Raw genomic sequence first — 19,313 nt, 5'->3', positions numbered from 1 at the left:
CGCCGCTTCGTTGCACAGGCGCAGCGTGTCCGCCAGCGCCGCTTCCTGGGCGGGCGTGGGGAAAAGCCGCACCTGCACAACGAATTTCACGCTGCAAACTTTACCATTACTCGAACAAACGTGCGGCACCGTAAGCGATTCCTCCCGGACCTGAAGGACCGGGGTTCCCCGCCCGCTACCGCTGAACCCACGACCACCGGCGGCGCTCAGGCGGCCGGTCTCGCCGCGGCCCGCCGCCGTCGCTCCAGTCGCTCCACGAGCACGAACTGCATCACGACCACACCCGTGAACGCGGCGGCCGCCGTCCACACGACCGCCTGCCCGATGGCCTCCACCACCTCGTTCCTGCCCGGCGGCAGCACGGCCATCTGGACGGCAGCCCCGGCCGGCACGGTCAACGTCGCGAGCAGACCGACCGCTCCCGGCCGCCGCACGCACGCGCCGACCGCTCCCAGGGGCCCGCCGAGAACGACCGCGGCGACCCACCAGAGGGCCGGCTCGGACTCGTACCAGGGGAAGGACGAGCCCCTGCGGACGGTGTCCACGGCGCTGTAGGCGGCCACGGCCGCGAGCAGGGCCAGCACCCCGGCGCCGGCGCCTCGCGCCGACGCCACGGCCGGCCGCTGCCCCGAACGGGTCGCCAGCCACCCCACCACCACCGCCAGGCCCGCCCACGCCCAACCGGAGTCGAGCACCACGCTCATGATCTCCGCGACCGACCACCCGCCGGTGGTGTAGGCGCGGCTTCCCAGGTCGGCCTGGGAGTGGGAGAGGGCGTTGACGAGGGAGGCCGCCGCGCCGAACCCCGCTCCGGCCACCGAGGCGCTCCCCACGAACGCCACGGGCACGACCACCCGCGAACGAATCCCCCGTCGACGGTCCTGCCGCTGATCGTCAGTCACGACGCCCTTCCTACCGCAGAATCACGCCCTACGGCAGGTGGCCATCGCACTCGCCTTTACATTGTAGATTCTTTCAGCGGGCGACCCAGTGACCCGCCCGAGCGGGTGGGTGCTCGGGCGGGTCAGGGGGTCAGAGGCGGTCGAGGAGCTTGCGCAACTGCTCCACCTCGGCTTGCTGCGCGGTCTCGATGGTCTTGGCCAGGGCCTTGGCCTGCGGGTTCGAGCCGTTGGCCTGTTCGGTGCGGGCCATCTCGATCGCGCCCTCGTGATGGGCGATCATCTGCCGCGCGAACAGCTTGTCGAACTCCGTCCCCTTGGCGGCCTCGAGCTTGGTCATGTCCTCCTCCGACATGACGCCGGGCATCTCGTGTGCCATGCCACCGTCGGGGCCGCCCTCGGGCGCGGGCCTGCCCCACTCGGTCAGCCAGTCCTTCATGGTCCGGATCTCCGGGTCCTGGGCCGCCTTGATCTTCGTCGCCAGTTCCTTGATCTCCGGGTCCGCCGCGCGCGTGGGCGCGAGGTCGGCCATCTCGACCGCCTGCTCGTGGTGCGGGATCATCATCTGCGCGAACATGACGTCCGCCTCGTTGAACGTGGCGGACGGCCGCACGGCGGCGGTCGTGGCGGCCGCGGGCGTGCTGCCGCTCCCCATGCCTTCGTGTCCGGTCGTGGAGTCGCCGCCGCCACCGCACGCGGTCAGCAGCGCGAGGGCGCCCGCGGCGACGGGGATGGATATCTTGCGGTTGATGCGCATAGCTGGTTGTTCTCTCGATCGGGTTGGAACGGTCGGCCGGTACGCGGGCAGGCGAAACCACCGGCCCGCACAAAAGGCGTCGGCCTATATGCGCAACATCGAGAGAACGGCCAGGCGCCGCGACGTGAGCTTCGGCGGCGGCCGCGCCACCCGCCGGACGGACGACGGCCGCTCGACCCCGGCCGCGCTTCGCCGTCCCGCCCAGGCCCATCCGGCGCCCAGCAGCAGGACAACGAGAGACGCCAGGACGGCCAGGCACACGTCCGTCGGGTCGAAACCGGGCATCGTACGATCCGGCACGAAGGCCACGAGCCCGACGGGCACCGCGGACAGCACCTCGGGCGGCACCACGGGCGGGGCCGCCGGGGCCACCTCGGTGGCGTGCGCGCCGCCGGGCGCCGAACCGTGAGGGCCGTCGAGGTGCCCGAGGGTGTGCATGCCGCCGATGCCCAGGGCGAGGGCGACGAGCAGGACGGCGCGGACGGCGCACGATGCACGGCGTCGCCGCATTGATTCCATCGCCCCTCCCAGGCCATCCGCACGTCACGACGGTTGCCAGTGTACTAATGCGAATCGTAGTACCTGCCCCGAACCGGCCCGGTCGCCGGTAGCATTGACGGGATCGCCGGCGAAGGGACCGTCAGATGGCGCGTGATCTCGGAGAGCTCGAGTCCACGATCATGGATCACATGTGGGCCGTCAGGCGGCCGGCCTCGGTCCGGGACGTCCTGGAGCACCTCCAGGAGGAGCGGCCCCTGGCCTACACGACGGTCATGACCGTGATGGACAAGCTCCACACCAAGGGCCTGCTCAAGCGCAAACCCGTCGGCCGCGCCTACATCTACGAGCCGGTGTCGTCCAAGGAGGCGTACACCGCCGACGTGATGCGCGAGTCCCTGGCCAGGAGCGGCAACCAGGCGGCCACGCTGGTGCACTTCCTCGAACGGCTCACCCCCGAGGAGGCCGGGGCCCTGGAGGCGGCGCTCCAGGTGTACCCGCCGGGAGGGCGCAGCTCATGACGGTGGCGGTCGTCCTCGCCGCCTACGGCGTCCTCGCGGCCCTGTGCCTGCCCAGGCTGCTCAGGCGGGCCGCCTGGGCCGACCGCGCGCCGCGGCTGGCGATCGCCATGTGGCTGGCGGCCGGCGCGTCGGTGATCGCCTCCGCGGTGCTGTCGGCGCTGGCCGTGGCCGTACCCGCGGCGGCGGTGGGGCATGGCCTGGCCGAGCTGTTCGCGGCCTGCGCCGCGCTGCTCGGCGACGAGACGGCGCTCGGCTCGGCCGGGGCCAGGGCGGGCCTCGCCGTCGGCGGGCTCCTCCTGGTCCGGGTCGCCGCCGTGGGGGTGTCGGTGCTGTTCCGCGCCCGCCGCGAGCGTCGCCGGCACGCCGCGGCGCTCTCCCCGCTCGGCAGGCACGACCTCGACCTCGACGCGCTCGTGGTCGACTACGACGAGTGCCTGGCGTACTGCCTGCCGGGCCGCAAGGGGCGCGCGGTGATCACCACGGGGGCGTTGCGTTCACTCGCCCCCGAGCAGGTCGCGGTCGTGCTCGCGCACGAGCGGGCACACCTGCGGGGGCGGCACCACCTGCTGCTCGCCGCCGCCGAGACCCCGGCCCTGGCCTTCCCCCGTCTGCCGCTGTTCGAGGAGGCGCGCGCCGAGGTCGCGCGGCTGGTCGAGCTGCTGGCCGACGACGTGGCGGCCCGCCGCCACCCCCGCATCCACCTCGCGACCGCCCTCGTACGCCTCGCCACCGGCAAGACGCCGGCCTTCGCGCTGGGGGCGGGCGGCGAGACCGCGCTGACCCGCGTACGCCGGATGCTGCATCCGCAGGCGCCGCTCGGGCGCGGGGAGCGTGCCGCGGGGCGGCTGGCGGTCACGGCGCTGCTCGCGGGGCCCGCGGCGCTGGCGACGGCGCCGGGGGTGGCCGCGTTCCTCGCCCACCACTGCCACTCGTTCCTCCCTCTCTAACCCTCTACTATGAGCGATAGTAGGAAGCGGTAGACTTCCCGCCATGAAGCGTGCGGGACATCGGCTGCGTGCGGGCAGCGTGGGAGTCGTGCTGGGCCTCACCCTGGCGGGCTGCGGCTCGGCGGCGCGGCCGCAGGACGTGGCCGGTCCGAGCCTTGGCATCGGCCACGTGCACGGGGTCGGCCTCGACCCGGCCGACGGGGCACTCTACGTCGCGGGCCACTACGGACTCTTCAAGGTCACCTCCCCCACGACGGCCGTCCAGGTCCCCGGGCGCGACCAGGACCACATGGGCTTCACCGTCGCGGGCCCGAAGACGTTCCTGGCCAGTGGGCACCCCTCCGCCGAGGACGTCTCACCGCGACGCCCGCCGCACCTCGGCCTGATCAGGTCGGCCGACTCCGGCCTCACCTGGAAGACGCTCTCGGAGGACGGGACCGCCGACTTCCACTCCATCCAGCCCGCCGGAGACAACCTGTACGCCTACGACAGCCAGACCTCCAAGGTCTGGCGCAGCCTCGACGGCGGCGCGACCTGGACGCAGGGCACCGAGGAGCAGGTGCTCGACCTCGGGGCCGACGCCGGGCAGCCCTCGCGCGTCTACGCCACGACGCCCGGCGGGCTGAAGGTCAGCGAGGACGGCGGGATCAACTACGCCGACGTGGCCGAGGCACCGCTCCTCACCCACGTCGAGGTCCTCCCGGGCGACGCTCCTCCGGGCGACGCTCTCCCGGTCGACGTGCTGGTGGGGGCCGACGCCGACGGCCGGATCCACACCAGCCAGGACTCCGGCAGGACCTGGTCGGCCGTCGGCCGGCTCCCCGGACGGGCGGCGGCGTTCACCGCCGTGGACCGCCGCCGCCTGCTCGCCGCCCTGGAGGACGGCACGGTGCTGGACTCCGAGGACGGCGGCGCGACGTTCGTCCCCGCCTTCTCCCCCGCGAACTGACGCGACCGGCCCAGGCCGGTGGTGCGCGTCAGGCCGCCGCCGCACCGCCCGCGGGCGGGCGCGGGGGCGCGGTGTGGATCAGCCGGATGATCGCCTGGCTCATCCGGGCGTAGTCGTGGTCGTTGACCAGCTCGCCGCGCAGGCTGAAGTCGTTCATCACCGCGATCCGGTCGGCGAGCGTGACGATCTCCGGCAGGTCCGAGGAGATCAGCAGCAGCGCCAGCCCGGCCTCCGCCAGCTCGGCGATCAGCTCGTGGAACGCCGCCTTGGTGCGTACGTCGATGCCCACGGTCGGCTCGTCCACGATGAGGATCTCGCACTCGGCGGCCAGCCACTTCGCGAGGCTGACCTTCTGCTGGTTGCCGCCGGAGAGCTGGCCCGCGAGCTGCGACGGCGACGAGATCCTGATGCCCAGCCGGTCGGCGTACCGGTCCACCAGCCGTCGTTCCGCCCGGTCGGTGACCAGCCCGGCCCTGGCCAGGCGGCGCCACACGGTGACGCCGACGTTGCGGGCGATCGTCTGGTCGAGGAAGAGGCCCTCCTCCTTGCGGTTCTCGGTGACGTAGCCGATGCGGTGGCGGCGCAGCGCCTCGCCGACGTCGCGGATGCGCACCGGGCGGCCTCGCACCTCCACCGTTCCCGAGGTGATCCGGTCGAGCCCGAGCAGCGCCTTGGCCAGCTCGCTGCGACCGGCCCCGACCAGGCCGTACAGGCCGAGGATCTCCCCGGGGCGCACCGACAGGGAGATGTCGCGGTGGCCCCGCGCGGTGGAGACCCCGTCCAGCCGCAGGGCCGGTGGCGTCGCCGGGTCGACGTGCCGCTCGGCGAGGCGGACCGACGAGTACGCCCGCCCGACCATGAGGTCGACGATCTGGTCCTGGGTGTAGCCGGCGAGCGGCTCGGCCTCGGCCACGGTACGCCCGTCGCGCAGCACGGTGACCGTGTCCGCGACCGCGAACACCTCCTCCAGCTTGTGGCTCACCAGCACGACCGCGTGCCCGCCGTCGCGCAGCTTGCGGACGATCCCGTAGAGGCGGTCGGCCTCGTCCCCGGTGAGCGACGCGGTCGGCTCGTCGAGCAGCAGCACCTTGCTGTCGACGCTCAGCGCCTTGGCGATCTCGACGAGCTGCGCCTGCGCCACGGACAGCCGGGAGACCGGGGTGTCCGGGTCGAGGTCCAGATCGAGCAGGCCGAGGCAGCGGCGGGCCTCGGCGCGCATCCGTTCCCTGTCGACGAGGCCGAAGCGGCGGGGCAGGTGGTGCAGCAGGATGTTCTCGGCGACGGAGAACCCTGGGATCAGGTTGCGCTCCTGGTGGACCACGCCGATGCCGGCCCGCTGGGCGTCGAGCGGCCCGCTCAGGTGCAGCTCGGCGCCGTCGAGCGCGACCCGCCCGCCGTCCGGCCTGTGCACCCCGGTGAGGATCTTGATGAGCGTGCTCTTGCCCGCGCCGTTCTCGCCCAGCAGGGCGTGCACGCTGCCCTCGGCCAGCCGCAGCGTGGCCCCGTCCAGGGCGCGGACTCCCGGGAACGTCTTCACCAGCTTCTCTGCGACGAGCATTACGACGGCCCCCTCGACAGCTTCTGGCGTGCGGTGCCGAGCAGCACCGCACCGAGGACGACCGCGCCGACGATCAGGTCGATCCAGCGCGGGTTGATGCCGAACTGCGCCTGCATGACGTCCACCAGCCGGACCAGGAACGCCGCCAGGCACGTGCCCGCGACGCTGACCACCCCGCCGGCCAGCGCGACCCCGCCGATGATCGGCGCGGCGAAGCTCGGCAGCAGCAGGTCGTCGCCGATGCTGGAGTTGACCGATCCGGACGCGGCGACCGTGATGACGGCGGCCACCCCGGCGAGCAGGCCGCTGAGCCCGTGCGCGATGACGATCGAACGGTCGTTGGAGACGCCCGACAGCCGCGCGGCGAACGGGCTGCCGCCGGTCGCCAGCAGCTTCCTGCCCGCCACCGCCCGGCCGAAGAACAGCGCCACCAGGGCGGCCACCACCAGGGCGAAGACGAGGACGACCGGCAGCCCGAGCAACGAGGCCGAGCCCAGGTCGCGCAGCCCCTGCGAGTATCCCTGGAAGGTGTCGGGGCCGTTGATCCCGTACCGGAGCCCTTCGATGATCGTCATGGTGGCGAGGGTGACGATGAAACCGTTGATCCGGGTGAACACGACGAGCAGCCCGTTGACCAGGCCGGCGGCCAGGCCGACCCCGAGCGCGCCGAGCACGGCCAGCGGGGCGGGCAGCCCGGCTTCGAGCATGAGCCAGGCCGCGACCATGGCGCACAGGCCCGTGAGCGTGCCGACCGACAGGTTCATCTGGCCGATGGCCAGCACGACCATCTGGGACAGGCCGATGACGATCGGGACGGCCAGGAAGCGGAAGAACGCGTCCAGGGTGCCGCGTGAGAGCAGGTTGCCGTCCGTGGCGACGGCGAGCGCGACGAACCCGGCGGCGGCGAGCACCGCGAGGGTGAACTCGGGCCGGGCGGTGACGCCCCTGAGCCCGCCGACGGGCCGGGCGCTGTTGGTGCCGGTGCTCATGCCCGCGCCCCCCTTCGTTCCGCGGCGACGTGGCGTACGCGGTCGAGCGACAGCGCGCCGAGCAGCACCAGGCCGATGTAGAGGTTGAGCTGGTCGAGCTGGAACTGCAGCAGGTTCAGGCCCTTGTAGATGACCTGGGTGAGCGTCGCGCCCAGCACCGTGCCGAGCACGCTGACCGCGCCACCGGCCAGCAGCGTGCCGCCGAGCACCGGCCCGAGGAACGACGGCAGCAGGAACGCGTCGCCGATGCGCGCCGAGAACGCGCCGTTGTTCGCGGCCAGCAGGAACCCGGCCAGCCCGGCGAGCAGCCCGCTCAGCGCGTGGGCCTGCACCACCCGGCTCCGTACGGGGATGCCCGACAGCTCGGCCGCCCTCTCGTTCGCGCCGGTCATCAGGATCTCCCTGCCCAGCCTGCTGAAGCGGAACAGCAGCCCCACCGCCAGCACCGCGACGAGGGCGAGGGGCACGACGAGCGGGATGTACGGCCCGCACACGTCACCCATGCAGTAGTCGGCGAACGTGTCGTTGCGCAGCGCGTCCATGCCGGCCGGCCGGACGCTGAAGGCGACCCCGTCGGTGAACCTGGTGTAGAGGATCGTGATGAGCCCCACCAGCGCGAAGTCCATCGCCAGCGTGACCACGAACGAGTTGACCCCGGTCCGCGAGATGATCAGCCCCGCCAGCGCGCCGAGCAACGTGCCCACGAGCAGCCCGATCACCAGGCCCACCACCAGCGAGACGCCGAGGCGGTCGTAGGCCAGCCCCATGGCGAACGCGCTCATCGCCGCCATCCGGCCGACGGCCATGTTCATGTGCCCGAGCGACAGGACCGCGAGCTGGGACAGGCCGACCACGGCGTACACGCTGATGTCCGACTGCAGGGGCACGAGCGTGAGCGTGGTGTCCAGGAACGCCGGCCGCAGCGCGGTGAAGAGCGCGACCAGGGCGAGCAGCAGGATGAGCAGGCCGAGACGCGGGTTGGCCCAGAGCGGCGGCCGTGACGCCCCGCGCGGTCCGGGCCGCCCCGGTGCCGGGGTCTGCGGCGGCGTCGCGATGCTCGTGCTCACCGGACTCTCCGGTCGTCGATCGCGTCCCGGTCCCAGACGATGCCGAGCCCGGGTGACGACGGCGCGAGCGCGTACCCGTCGACGACCTCGATCTCCTGCCGGGTGATGGCCCTGAGCTGGGGGATGTGCTCCAGGTAGCGGCTGTTCGGGACCGCACAGCACAGGCTCACGTGCAGCTCCATGAGGAAATGCGGGCAGACCGGCACGTTGTACGCCTCGGCCAGGTGCGCGACCTTGAGCCAGGGCGTGATGCCGCCGATGCGCGCCACGTCCACCTGCACGATGCCGGCCGCCTGCCGGTGCAGGTACTCGCGGAACTGCGCCACGGAGTACAGCGACTCGCCGACCGCGACGGGGATCGAGGCGGCCGCGGCCAGCGCCTGGTGCCCGGAGACGTCGTCGCCCGGCAGCGGCTCCTCGAACCAGTACGGGTCGGACGGCTCCAGCAGCCTGGCCCGCCTGATCGCCTCCGCGGGGGTCAGCGACTGGTTGGCGTCGAGCATCAGGTCGAAGTCCGGCCCGACCGCCGCGCGGACCGCGGCCAGCCGCTCCGCGTCCTCCACGGGCGAGCGGCCGATCTTGAGCTTCACACCGGGCCAGCCCGCGGCCTTGCTGGCCCTGGCCCCGGCGATGAGCTGCTCGGTGGTGAGGTGCAGCCAGCCGCCCTCGGTGTCGTACAGCGGGATGCGGTCCTTCGCGCCGCCCGCGAGGACCCACAGCGGCTGGCCCGCGTCCCGGCACCGCCAGTCCCACAGGGCCGTGTCCACGGCGGCCAGGGCCAGGGAGGTGATCGCGCCGACCGTGGTCGCCCTGGTCGCCGCGAACAGGTCGTGCCACACGGCCTCCACCCGGCGCGCGTCCGCGCCCACCAGCCTGGGCAGCAGGTAGTCGCGCAGCAGGGCGAGCACGGCGGTGCCCCCGGTGCCGATCGTGTACGTGTAGCCGGTGCCGGTGCCGCCGTCGTCGGTCTCGACCTCGACGAAGACGGTCTCCTGCTTGATGAACGACTGGACGGCGTCCGTCCGGACGGTCTCCACCTCGAGGTCGACGAGGTACGCCGCGGCGTGGGTGATCGCGGGCAAGGGTGGCTCCTCCTGAGGGCTCGCTGGACTACTTGCAGGACAGGTACTGGCTGTCGAACGCCGTCTTCAGCTCGTCCGTCTTCGCCTGCCGGTCCGTGTCGTAGGTGTCGATGTCGTCCTTGGTCACGACGAAGGAGCCGGAGTCGACGGTCACGCCCGGCTGGGTCATCGTGCAGCCGCCCGCGAGCTTCGTCAGCGCGTACGAGCCGACGGACGCCTGGCCGACCGGGTTCTGCAGCACGGTCGCGGCGACCGAGCCGTCGCGGATTCCGGCGAGGATGGTCTTGTCGTCGTCGATCGCGACGACCTTGATCGGCAGCTTGGCCCGCTGGACGCCCTCCGCGGAGGCCACCGCCGGGTTGTAGGCGGTGTTGACGATGCCCTGGATCTGGTCGCCCTTGGCGGCGAGCAGGTCGGCGACGGCCTTCTGCGCCGTCTGCAGGTCCTTGTCCACGTCGGTCACGGTCTGCAGGAGCTTGACCTTCCCGCCGGTCTCGTCCACGGCCTTCTGCACGCCCGCGATGCGGCGCTGGGTGTTGGAGTCGACCTTGTTGCCGGTCAGGTGCACCAGGTCGCCCTGGCCGCCCATGGCCTCGATCGCGGCCTGCGCCGCCTTGTAGGCGGCCAACTGCACGTCGGTGGACAGGCAGAAGTCCGCCTTGTCGACGTCGCCCGCCGGGCAGGACGCCAGCGAGGCGACGGGGAAGCCCTGCCGCTTGAGGTCCTCGAAGGTGGCGTTGATGTTCTCCGGGGAGACGCCGAACACGCCGAAGGCGTTGTAGCCCTGCGCGGCGAGGGACTTCAGCACGTCGTTCTGCTTGGTCTGGTCCCAGTCGGAGGTCTCGTTGAAGGTGACGTCGCCGACGCCGAGATCGCTCTTCGCCTTGGCGGCGGCGTCCTTCCACGGCTGGAAGTACGGGTGCGCCCCGCCCGGGACCAGGGCGATTCTGACCTGGTCAGGCGTCCTGGTGGACGCGTCCGCCGTCGCCGGGTCGTCGCTCTTCCTCGTGCAACCCGCGATGGCGGTGGCGGCGAGCACCAGGGCGGCAGCCAGCCCGCCGAGCCGGACCAGTGGTCGTTGATTCATGACCGCGCCTCTCGAAGGATCATGGATCCTATAGGATGTTTCATGGAGGTATAGTCCGTGTTCCGGCAGCGCGTCAAGACCTGGCGTCCGGGCAATACGCCGCCGTGGGAGGATGGGGCCCGATGTCAGCCACCGAACCGATCCGGCTCCGGCGCTCGACGCTCGGAGACGACGTCTACGACGTGCTCAGGGCGCGGATCCTGGAGCACAGCATGCGGCCCGGCGACCGGGTCAACATCGACGCGCTCGCCCGCGACCTCGAGGTGTCACAGACACCGATCCGCGAGGCACTGGCACGGCTGGAGTCCGACGGGCTGGTCCGCAAGCGTCCCCTCGTGGGCTACACGGTCAGCCCGCTGCTCACCCGCGCCGAGTTCGACCACCTCTTCGAGATGCGGCTGCTGCTGGAGTGCGCCGCCACGCGCTGGGCCGCCGAACGGGCCACCCCGCAACAGCGCGAGGCGATCACCGCGGAGGCCGCCACCACGATCGCCCAGGAACCTGACGACCCGAGCGGCTGGCGCTGGCACTCGGCCTTCACCACGCACGACGCCCGCCTGCACGACCTCATCGCCGCGGCCTCGGGCAACCCCCTGCTGCGCGAGGGCCTCGAACGCCTGCACGTCCACCTCCACCTCCACCGGAGATACTTCCCCTACGCCCACGCCGGCACGACGATCGAGGAACACCAGCGCATCGCCGAGGCCATCGAGGCCGCCGACCCCGACGCGGCGGAGACGGCGATGCGCGCACACCTGACCGCGGCCCGCGAGCGCCGCCTGACAGCCTTCGACTGACTGCGTTCGACTCGCAGCGTTGCCGGGGCCGGTTCCGCATCGGCGGGGGGAGCCTGAGAACATCTCGGCATGGAATTCGACGACCAGCACGAGCTGCTCCGCGAAAGCGTCGAACGGCTCGGCGAGCGGGCCGGGCGGCAGTTCGCCGCCCTGGCCCGCCGCGGTTTCCGGCTGGCCCCCGCAGCGGACGGCGCCGAGGCCACCGGGCACTGCCGGTTCGGCGGCCCCGCCCTGCTCGAACCCGGCACCTCGTGGCCTCGGTTCGGCGGCTTCCCGCTGTCCCTGCACGCCGTGCTCGACACCGGCGCGCTCGCCGCCTGGCTCGGGACCGACCTGCCCACCCGGCCGGGCCTGCTCAACTTCTTCTTCCTCGACCCCGACGTGCCGTACGACGAGCACCGGCACCTGGACGATTCCGCGCCCGAGGCGTGCCGGGTGATCCCCGCCGATCCGGCACGGGCGGCCGAGACCGCGGCCCCCGCCCCGGCGAGGACCTATCCGGCCGTCCCCGTGCACGCCGACCCGGTGGTCATGCTCCCGGACTCCTTCGACGTCGATGACGACGACATCCCCTACGATCGGGACGAGCACTGGGGAGCCACGTCGCTCATCCTCGACACGATGTACGACTTCGACAGCAACACCTCCGGCGGCCACCGCGCCTTCGGCTGGCCGGACACGTCGTACGCGTCCAAGGTGACCCGGCGCGACGCCGACGGGCCCGTGGTTCACCTGCTCCAACTGGCGGCAGACGCGCACCTCGGGTGGGGGTGGGGCGACAACGGGACGATGTACTTCACGATCCCGATGAAGGCGTTCGCGGAGGGCGACTTCAGCCGGGTCGAACCGGAGATGCGCTGCTGCTGACCGCCGGGGCGGCCCGCCACACCGCCGCACCGGCCGTCTCGGTCGCCAGGGCGCTCACCTCGGCGCGTGCCGTGGCCAGCGAACTCGCCGCCGACGGCCGGAAGGCGGCCAGGTGCGGCATCAGACCGGCCATGGTCAGCTCGGCGGTGACGACGAAGAGGTTCTCCTCGGGCACGCCGTGCCCGGCGAAGTACGCCCGCAGGTAAGGGGTCAGGAAGTCCCAGCCCTCCCGGGGGGTGCCGGGGCCGTACGCGCCGCCGCGCGCGGTGATCACCACGACCCGGGTGTCGCGCAGCAGGCTGTCACCGGTGTCAGGATCTCTGAACGCCCCGGGGAAGCTCACCCGGTCGATCCAGGTCTTCAGCGCGGCGGGCACCCCGTAGTTGTACATCGGCGCGCCGATCAGCACCGTGTCGGCCGCCAGCAACTCGCTGATCAGCGGGTGGGTCAGCGCCCACTCCCGCCGCTCGGCCGGGCTCCCGACCAGCTCGCCCACCCGGTCCGGCGGCAGCGCGCCGTGCCGCTCCACCCGCCTGCCCAGCGCGCAGTAGGCGGTGTCCAGCGGCGGCACCGGGTCGGCGGCCAGATCCCTGTACCGGTAACCGCCGGAGCCGTGCAGCGCCCGCCACGTGTCGGCGAACGACGCGGTCAGCCCTCTGCTGACCGACTCCTCACAACGATGGGCACTGGAATCCAGATGCAGCAAGGTCGTCATGGTCCTCTCCTGTCACCTCGGTCACGCCGGGTACGTCATAGGGGAGTGACGCGGCGAAGTGCGGAAAGGTGACCAGGTGAACGAGGGTGACGGGCTGGCCGAACGGTTCGAGGCGCACCGGGGACGGCTGCACGCGCTCGCGTACCGGATGCTGGGCTCGCGGAGCGAGGCCGAGGACGCCGTGCAGGAGACCTGGCTCCACCTGGCGCGCGTCGACGCCGGTCAGGTGGACAACCTGGGCGGCTGGCTGCGTACCGCGGTGACCAGGATCTGCCTCGACCTCCTCCGTTCGCGCAGGTCACGGCCCGAGCACCTGGCCGGGCAGGAGGTGTTCGACGAGGTGCCCGACGGGAGAGCCCGGCCGGAGGACGAGGCGGTGCTGGCCGACTCCGTCAGCAACGCGCTGCTCGTGGTGCTCGACACGCTGAACCCGGCGGAACGTGTCGCGTTCGTGCTGCACGACATGTTCGGCGTGCCGTTCGACCAGATCGCGCCGATCGTGGAGCGCACGCCCGTCACCACGAAGAAGCTCGCCAGCCGCGCGCGGCGGAAGGTCCACGGCACACCGGTGGTCCCGGCGGCGGAGCTGGCCCGGCACCGGCACGTCGTCTCCGCGTTCCTGTCCGCCGCGCGCGAAGGTGACCTCGACGGCATCCTCGCCGTGCTGGCCCCCGACGTGGTGCGCCGCGCCGACCCGGCGGCCCTGCCCCCGGGCATGGCTGCCGAGGTGCGCGGCGCGCGGGCCGTGGCGGAGGGGACCGCCGCGCTCGCCCGCCGGTCGCGGCTCGCCGAACCGGCGCTGGTCGACGGCAGGGCCGGGCTGGTCGTGGCCCCGGGCGGGCGGCTGGTGTTCGCGGTCGCCTTCACGGTCGAGCACGACAGGATCACCGCGTACGACGTGATCGCCGACCCCGAGCGCCTGAGGCGGCTCGACCTCGCCCTGCTCGATCCCCCCTGCCGAGGGCGCCGGCGGTGCGTGAGGTCAGCGTGGCGAGCGCGTGACGCCGGCGGGTTCCGCGGCGCGGCGTCGCAGAGCCTGGAGGCCGACCAGGTCGTCGGCGAGGGCGTCGGGGACCTCGGCGTCGAAGCGGGCCAGGACCGGGCGGCGCGCGGCCACGGCGACGACCACGGTCATGGCGACGGCGAACAGCACATAGACGAAGCCGATCCCGCGTCCCTCGCCGACGCCGATGACCGCCCCCACCGTGGAGGCGAGCGGGCCGCCCGGCGCGAGCAGGGGCTCGGCCACGGCCGCGCCCAGGGGGGCGACGACGCCGAACGCGAGCGGCAGCGTCGACCAGGCGATCAGCGTGTTGAGCGCGAACACCCGCCCGTGGTAGCGCTGCGGGACCTTGACCTGGACGATCGTGGCGTAGATGCCGTTGACCAGGGCCAGGCACAGCGACATCCCGAACGCCCCGGCCGCCACGAGGGCGAGGTCGGCCCGCAGGCCGGTGGCGAGGCAGAAGACGGCCAGGACGAGCGTCCCGAGCAGCACGCCGCGCATGCGCGAGCGGCGCGGGCCGCCCCATACGGCCATGGCGAGCCCGCCGAGGAAGGCCCCGAGCCCCGACAGGAACGCCACCCTGGCCACCCCGTCGAGGTCCGAGAACGACAGCACCAGCGGCGAGACCATCAGGAACAGCGGCGACAGGAAGACGTTGAGCGCCGCGAAGTACAGCAGCATGGCGCGCAGGCCGCGCTGGCCCCACGAGTAGCGGAACCCCTCCACGATCTCGGCCGTCACCGACTCCTTGCGCCGCCACGGCATGGTCGCGGGGAAGCGGACGAGCAGCACCACCGTGATGGCGGCGACGTAGCTGAGCACGTCCAGGATCAGGATGCCCTCGAGGCCGATCGAGGCCATCAGCCCCACCGCGATGAGCGGCACGATGAGCTGGGCGGTGCCGCCGACCATCTGCACGACCCCGTTGGCGTGGCCGAGGTACCGCTTGGGGACGAGCTGGGGCACGGCCGACGAGTACGCGAGCCGTTGGAACGTCAGGGCCACCGACAGGCACGCCAGCGTCGGGTAGATGTGCCAGACCTCCAGGTTGCCCGTCCACAACAGCGAGCCGAGGAGGAGCTGGACGCCGCCCGCGGCCACGTCGCCGATGATGAGCACCCGCCGCCGGTCGGAACGGTCGATGATCGCCCCGGCGATGGGCGAGGCGAGCATGCCCGGCACCAGCCCGATCACGGCGAACAACGCGAACTGCGCCAGCGACCCGGTGGTGAGGTAGATCCAGATCGGGATCGCGAACTCGGTCAGCGCGGACCCCGCCATCGACACGAGCTGGGCCACCGCGACCAGCAGGAACCTGCTCATGCTCGGCCGCGCCCCGCCCGTGCCCAGGTCCGCCGTGCTCAGGTCCCTCGTGCCCAGGTCCCCCGTGCCCGCCTCCCCCGTGCCCGCCTCCCCCGGCACCGCCTCACCGGCGGTCGGGACGTCCGAGCCCGGGGCGCCGGAGACGGGGATGCCGGAGACGGGGGCGCCGGACGCCGGGGCGTCCGAGACCGAGACGCCCGACAGCCGCCAGCCGGGGCCGCCCGGCTCCGGGCCGGGAACGCCGCGCGCCGGGGCGTCCTCGGTCCCGAGCGCGGGATGCGTCCGCGTGACGATCTCCGCCAGCTCCTCCGCCCGGTACTTGAGGAAGAAGTGGCCCGCCTCGTCGAGCACCACCACGGCGGCCCGGGGAGTGAGGAAGTGCCACTCCCTGAACCGCTCCTGGTAGTACTCCGTGGCCGGGTCGCGCTCCCCCGCGACGGCGATGACCGGGGCGCGCAGCCGTTCGACCGACCGCTGGAAGAGCCCGGTGAAGTACTCCTCCGCGGCGTCCGAGTCCCGCCGCATGTTGCGGATGATCCGGCGGGCCTGGGCCGGGTCCAGCTCGCCCATGTCGACGCCCATCGAGGTGAGCCAGTTGGCGTACCCCTGGTCGCCGCGCAGGAACTCCATCCGGGCCAGCCTGGACAGCACCGACATCGCCCTGCCGCTCGGCCTGGCGAACGGGAAGATCGCCCCGATGTAGACCGCCTCCAGCGCCCTGCCCTCGGCCTCCAGGCGGCGGGCGATCTCCACGGTCAGCGCCGAGCCGACGCCGCAGTGCCCGTACAGGACGAGCGGGCCGGTGACCTTCGCCCTGATCTCCGCCACGCACCGGGCGGCCAGGTCGTCGAACGCCAGCCGCTCCTCGTCCAGGCCCACGTCGTGCCCGGGGATCGCCACCGACCACAGCGCGCACGTGCCGGGCAGGGCGTCGGCGAGCGGCTGGTAGACGATCGCGCTTCCCCCGCCGTACGGGACGCAGACGTACGTCAGCTCGGCCGTGCGTCCGGCGGGGGTCAGCTCCTGCAGCAGCCCGCGCTCCCGCGGCGGCCCCTCGACGAGGGCGGCCAGCTCTCTGACCGTCGGGTGGCGGAACAGGTCGGTCACCGCCACGCCGCCGGAGCCCTCGGGCAGCTCCCTGCGCAGCCTGGCCACGGCCCTGATGGCGACCAGCGAGTGGCCACCGGCCTGGAAGAAGTCGTCGTCGATGCCGAGTTCCGCCACGCCGAGCAGGTCGCACCAGATGGCGGCGATCGCCCGCTCGGTCGCGGTACGCGGCGCGACCCGCTCACCCTCGCCCGCCGCCGGGCCCGGGGCGGGCAGGCGTGCCCTGTCGACCTTGCCGTTCGAGCTGAGCGGCAGTCGTTCGAGCTCCACGAACCGGGTGGGCACCATGTAACCGGGCAGGTCGCGGGCCAGGTGGGCGCGCAGGGCCTCCGTGCCGGGGCCGGGCAGCGAGCGCGGCACCACGTACGCGACCAGTTCGCGCTCCCCGCGCTCCCCCACGGTGGTGACGACGCATTCGGCCACGCCCGGATGCCGGGCCAGGTGCGTCTCGACCTCGCCCGGCTCCACCCGGTAACCCCGGATCTTGACCTGGGAGTCGGCCCGGCCGAGGAACTCGATGGTTCCGTCGTGGTGGTGGCGTCCCAGGTCGCCGGTCCGGTAGAGGGGCTCGCCGGTGCGCGGGTGGGTGACGAAGGCCGCCGCCGTACGCTCGGGGTCGCGCCAGTAGCCGGACGCGACCCCGGCCCCGCCGATGAACAACTCGCCCGGCACCCCGGCGGGCACGTCGAGCAGCCGCCCGTCGAGGATGTGGAAGCTCTGGTTGGCCAGTGGCCGGCCGTACGGGATGGAGGGCCAGGCGGGGTCCACGTCGCCGATCTCGTGGTGGATCGACCAGATGGCGCCCTCCGTCGCGCCGCCGAGGCTGACGACGCGTACGCCGGGGGCGAGGGCGCGGATGCGGTCGGGCAGGCTCAGCGGGATCCAGTCGCCGGACAGCAGGACGAGCCGCAGCGAGGACAGGTCGGTCCCCTCGTGCTCGGCGTGGTCCACCAGCAGCTCCAGGAGGGCGGGGACCGAGTTCCACACGGTGACGCGGTGCCCGGCGACCAGGCGGGCCCAGGCCGCCGGGTCCTTGTCCTCCTCGGGCGCGGGCAGGACGAGGGACGCTCCGGCGGCCAGGGTGCCGAAGACGTCGTAGACGGACAGGTCGAAGCTGAGCGCGGAAAGGGACAGCACGCGGTCGCCGGCGTGGACGCCGAAGCGCCGGGTGATGTCGCGGACGGTGTTGAGCGCGGCCCGGTGCTCGATCATCACGCCCTTGGGCGTTCCGGTGGAGCCGGAGGTGAAGATCACGTACGCGAGGTCGGACGGCTCGGCCGCGAAGCCCTCTTCAGCGGCGGCGACGGTGGCGGCAGTGGCGGCAGTGGCGTGGACGGGCAGCACGGTGAGTCCGGGCGGCCAGTCGAGGCTCTCGCCCAGCGCGGGCTGGGTGAGGGCGACGGCGCAGCCGCCGCGTTCGATCAGGTGGTCGCGCCGGGCCGGCGGCAGGTCGGCGTCCACCGGCAGGTACGCCGCCCCCGCCCGGTTGATCGCCAGCACCGCGACGACCTGCTCCCAGCCGCGCCGCATCACCACCGCGACCAGGTCTCCCCTGCCCACCCCCGCCCCGGCCAGCTCGGCGGCCAGCGCCGTGGCCCGGCGTTCGACCTCCTGGTGGGTGAGCACGCCGTCGGGGTGCACCAGCGCGGTGGCATCGGGGGTGCGGCGGGCGGCGGCGGTGACGTCCCAGTGGAGGCAGCCGGGCTCGCCGAGGTCGGCGGCGGTGTCGTTCCAGGTCGCGCGCCGCGCCTGTTCCGCCTCGCCCAGCAGGTCGATCCCGAGGACGGGCCGGCCGGGGTCCGCCGCGACCGCCTCGAGCAGCGTCAGCAGGTGGCCGCTCATCTCCTCGACGCGCTCGCGGGTGAACAGCGCGGTGTTGTACACGAACAGGCCGGTCAGCTCGCCGTCCTCCTCGCTCGCGTACAGCTCCAGGTCGAAGCGGGTCGCCCACTCCCCGAGGTCGAACGGCTCCGCCTCGGAGGCCGCCCCGCGCGGAGCGCCGTAGTTCTGCATGGCGAAGACGACCTGGAAGATCGGCGAGCGGGAGGGGTCCCTGGGCACGTTCAGGTCGGCGACGAGCTGCTCGAAGGGCAGCTCCTGGTGCGAGTACGCGTCCAGCGCGCTCTCGCGGACCCGCAGCAGCAGGTCGCGGAACGACGGGTCACCGCTCACGTCCATCCGCATGGCCAGCAGGTTGACGAAGCAGCCGACCAGCCCCTCCAGCTCCGGGTGCGACCGCCCGGCCACCGGGGAGCCGATCACCACGTCGTCCTGGCGGGCGTAGCGGCCGAGCAGCGCGCCGAAGGCGGCCAGCAGCACCATGTACGGCGTCGCCGCGTGCTCCTCCCCCAGCCGGGCGAGCCGGGCGGTGACCTCGCGGCCCACCCGGAAGCCGTGGCCCGCGCCCCGGTAGGTGATCTCGGGCGGCCTGGGCCGGTCGGCCGGCAGGTCCAGCGGGACGGCCCCGTCCAACCGGTCCCGCCAGTGGGCGAGGTCGTCCTCGGCCCCGGGCCGCGAACGCTGCCAGGCCGCATAGTCCGCGTGGCGCAGCGGCAACGGGTCCGGCTCGCGCCCGGCGTACAGGTCGAGCAGCTCGCGCAGCAGGATCGCGGCGGACCAGCCGTCGGCGGCGATGTGGTGCACGGCCAGCGCCAGCACGTGGTCCCCGGGGGCCAGCCGGAGCAGGAGCGCGCGGGCGACGGGGCCGGAGGCGAGGTCGAACGGGACGGCGAGGAACCGCGCCACCCTGGCCCGCGCCTCCTCCTCGCCCGGGGCGTCCTCCACGGTCAGCGGGAGGTCGGCGGAGCCGAGCACGACGGCCGACGGGCGGCCGTCGTCGGACTCGGGGAAGCGGGTGCGCAGCGTGTCGTGCCGGGCGGCCAGCCGGGCCAGCGCCGACCGCAGCGGCTCCGGGTCGATCGGGCGGCGCAGGCGCACGCTCAGCGGGACGGTGTACGCGGCGGCGCCCGGCGCGTACTTCTCCATGAACCAGAGCCGCTCCTGCGCGAAGGAGAGCGGCGGCTCGGCGTCGTCGGCGAGCCGGGGGATCCCTGGCCCGGACTGGCGGGCGCGCAGCCGCTTGGCCAGCAACGCGCGCCGGGCGTCGGACAGGGTCGCCGGGGCACCTCCGCCATCGGTCACAGA

General features: G+C 73.2%; 15 protein-coding genes and 1 pseudogene. 6 read left to right on the top strand and 10 right to left on the bottom strand.

The window, feature by feature from the left end; all coding sequences use genetic code 11:
• Positions 1 to 206 precede the first annotated feature (206 nt).
• The 3 genes from ACZ6S0_RS48380 to ACZ6S0_RS48370 form a co-directional block, all read right to left on the bottom strand.
• Positions 207 to 902: a hypothetical protein gene (locus ACZ6S0_RS48380; protein WP_465927075.1), complete on the bottom strand. Its 696-nt coding sequence runs from the start codon at positions 900 to 902 to the stop codon at positions 207 to 209.
• A gap of 130 nt (positions 903 to 1,032) precedes the next feature.
• Positions 1,033 to 1,656 (bottom strand): DUF305 domain-containing protein, encoded by a 624-nt coding sequence (locus tag ACZ6S0_RS48375; RefSeq protein WP_465927073.1) that lies wholly within the window; start codon positions 1,654 to 1,656, stop codon positions 1,033 to 1,035.
• An 84-nt stretch (positions 1,657 to 1,740) separates the two neighbouring features.
• Positions 1,741 to 2,166 carry a hypothetical protein gene (locus ACZ6S0_RS48370; RefSeq protein ID WP_465927071.1) on the bottom strand — a complete coding sequence of 142 codons (426 nt, stop codon included), beginning with the start codon at positions 2,164 to 2,166 and terminating at the stop codon, positions 1,741 to 1,743.
• Positions 2,167 to 2,300: 134 nt separating this feature from the next.
• Between ACZ6S0_RS48370 and ACZ6S0_RS48365 the strand changes: the two genes are divergently transcribed.
• From ACZ6S0_RS48365 to ACZ6S0_RS48355, 3 genes are read left to right on the top strand one after another with little or no spacing between them, the layout of a single operon-like run.
• Positions 2,301 to 2,675 (top strand): BlaI/MecI/CopY family transcriptional regulator, encoded by a 375-nt coding sequence (locus ACZ6S0_RS48365; RefSeq protein ID WP_465927069.1) that lies wholly within the window; start codon positions 2,301 to 2,303, stop codon positions 2,673 to 2,675.
• The gene (locus tag ACZ6S0_RS48360) at positions 2,672 to 3,622 is read left to right on the top strand and encodes a M56 family metallopeptidase (protein ID WP_465927067.1); all 951 of its coding nucleotides are present in this window, start codon (positions 2,672 to 2,674) and stop codon (positions 3,620 to 3,622) included. The genes ACZ6S0_RS48365 and ACZ6S0_RS48360 overlap by 4 nt, the downstream gene beginning before the upstream one ends.
• 43 nt (positions 3,623 to 3,665) lie before the next feature.
• A complete protein-coding gene (locus ACZ6S0_RS48355; protein WP_465927065.1) occupies positions 3,666 to 4,571 on the top strand; it encodes a F510_1955 family glycosylhydrolase in 906 nt (301 codons plus the stop codon).
• Positions 4,572 to 4,599: 28 nt separating this feature from the next.
• Here the strand turns inward: ACZ6S0_RS48355 and ACZ6S0_RS48350 are convergent, their stop codons facing one another.
• The 5 genes from ACZ6S0_RS48350 to ACZ6S0_RS48330 are packed head-to-tail and all read right to left on the bottom strand — an operon-like array spanning position 4,600 to position 10,354.
• Positions 4,600 to 6,129, bottom strand: coding sequence for a sugar ABC transporter ATP-binding protein (locus ACZ6S0_RS48350; protein WP_465927063.1), 1,530 nt, complete (start codon positions 6,127 to 6,129; stop codon positions 4,600 to 4,602).
• Positions 6,129 to 7,118 (bottom strand): ABC transporter permease, encoded by a 990-nt coding sequence (locus tag ACZ6S0_RS48345; RefSeq protein ID WP_465927061.1) that lies wholly within the window; start codon positions 7,116 to 7,118, stop codon positions 6,129 to 6,131. The genes ACZ6S0_RS48350 and ACZ6S0_RS48345 overlap by 1 nt, the downstream gene beginning before the upstream one ends.
• The gene (locus ACZ6S0_RS48340; RefSeq protein WP_465927059.1) at positions 7,115 to 8,185 is read right to left on the bottom strand and encodes an ABC transporter permease; all 1,071 of its coding nucleotides are present in this window, start codon (positions 8,183 to 8,185) and stop codon (positions 7,115 to 7,117) included. Before ACZ6S0_RS48340 ends, ACZ6S0_RS48345 begins: the two co-directional genes overlap by 4 nt.
• Complete coding sequence (locus tag ACZ6S0_RS48335; protein WP_465927057.1) at positions 8,182 to 9,267, bottom strand: mandelate racemase/muconate lactonizing enzyme family protein; 1,086 nt, start codon at positions 9,265 to 9,267, stop codon at positions 8,182 to 8,184. The genes ACZ6S0_RS48340 and ACZ6S0_RS48335 overlap by 4 nt, the downstream gene beginning before the upstream one ends.
• 28 nt (positions 9,268 to 9,295) lie before the next feature.
• Positions 9,296 to 10,354, bottom strand: a complete 1,059-nt coding sequence (locus ACZ6S0_RS48330; protein ID WP_465927055.1) for a sugar ABC transporter substrate-binding protein — start codon at positions 10,352 to 10,354, stop codon at positions 9,296 to 9,298.
• 122 nt (positions 10,355 to 10,476) lie between these two features.
• Here ACZ6S0_RS48330 and ACZ6S0_RS48325 point away from each other — a divergent pair, with 122 nt between their 5' ends.
• Together ACZ6S0_RS48325 and ACZ6S0_RS48320 are read left to right on the top strand one after the other, a co-directional pair.
• Positions 10,477 to 11,151: a GntR family transcriptional regulator gene (locus ACZ6S0_RS48325; RefSeq protein ID WP_465927053.1), complete on the top strand. Its 675-nt coding sequence runs from the start codon at positions 10,477 to 10,479 to the stop codon at positions 11,149 to 11,151.
• Between the two features lie 69 nt (positions 11,152 to 11,220).
• The gene (locus tag ACZ6S0_RS48320; RefSeq protein WP_465927051.1) at positions 11,221 to 12,018 is read left to right on the top strand and encodes a DUF1963 domain-containing protein; all 798 of its coding nucleotides are present in this window, start codon (positions 11,221 to 11,223) and stop codon (positions 12,016 to 12,018) included.
• Here the strand turns inward: ACZ6S0_RS48320 and ACZ6S0_RS48315 are convergent.
• Positions 11,984 to 12,733 (bottom strand): FMN-dependent NADH-azoreductase, encoded by a 750-nt coding sequence (locus ACZ6S0_RS48315; protein ID WP_465927049.1) that lies wholly within the window; start codon positions 12,731 to 12,733, stop codon positions 11,984 to 11,986. The genes ACZ6S0_RS48320 and ACZ6S0_RS48315 overlap by 35 nt on opposite strands.
• Positions 12,734 to 12,881: 148 nt before the next feature.
• On the opposite strand from ACZ6S0_RS48315, the pseudogene ACZ6S0_RS48310 reads away from it, so the two are divergent.
• Positions 12,882 to 13,229 (top strand): annotated as a pseudogene (locus ACZ6S0_RS48310) (sigma factor); the annotation flags it as partial.
• Positions 13,230 to 13,715: 486 nt separating this feature from the next.
• Here ACZ6S0_RS48310 and ACZ6S0_RS48305 read toward each other — a convergent pair.
• Entirely contained in the window at positions 13,716 to 19,310 is a 5,595-nt protein-coding gene (locus ACZ6S0_RS48305; RefSeq protein WP_465927047.1) for a non-ribosomal peptide synthetase/MFS transporter, read from the bottom strand.
• Between the last annotated feature and the right edge of the window lie 3 nt (positions 19,311 to 19,313).

The sequence above is a fragment of the Nonomuraea sp. NPDC051298 genome (genome assembly GCF_055586305.1).
Note: the sequence above shows the minus strand (reverse complement) of the source record. Positions and strands in the feature narration are given on the sequence as shown.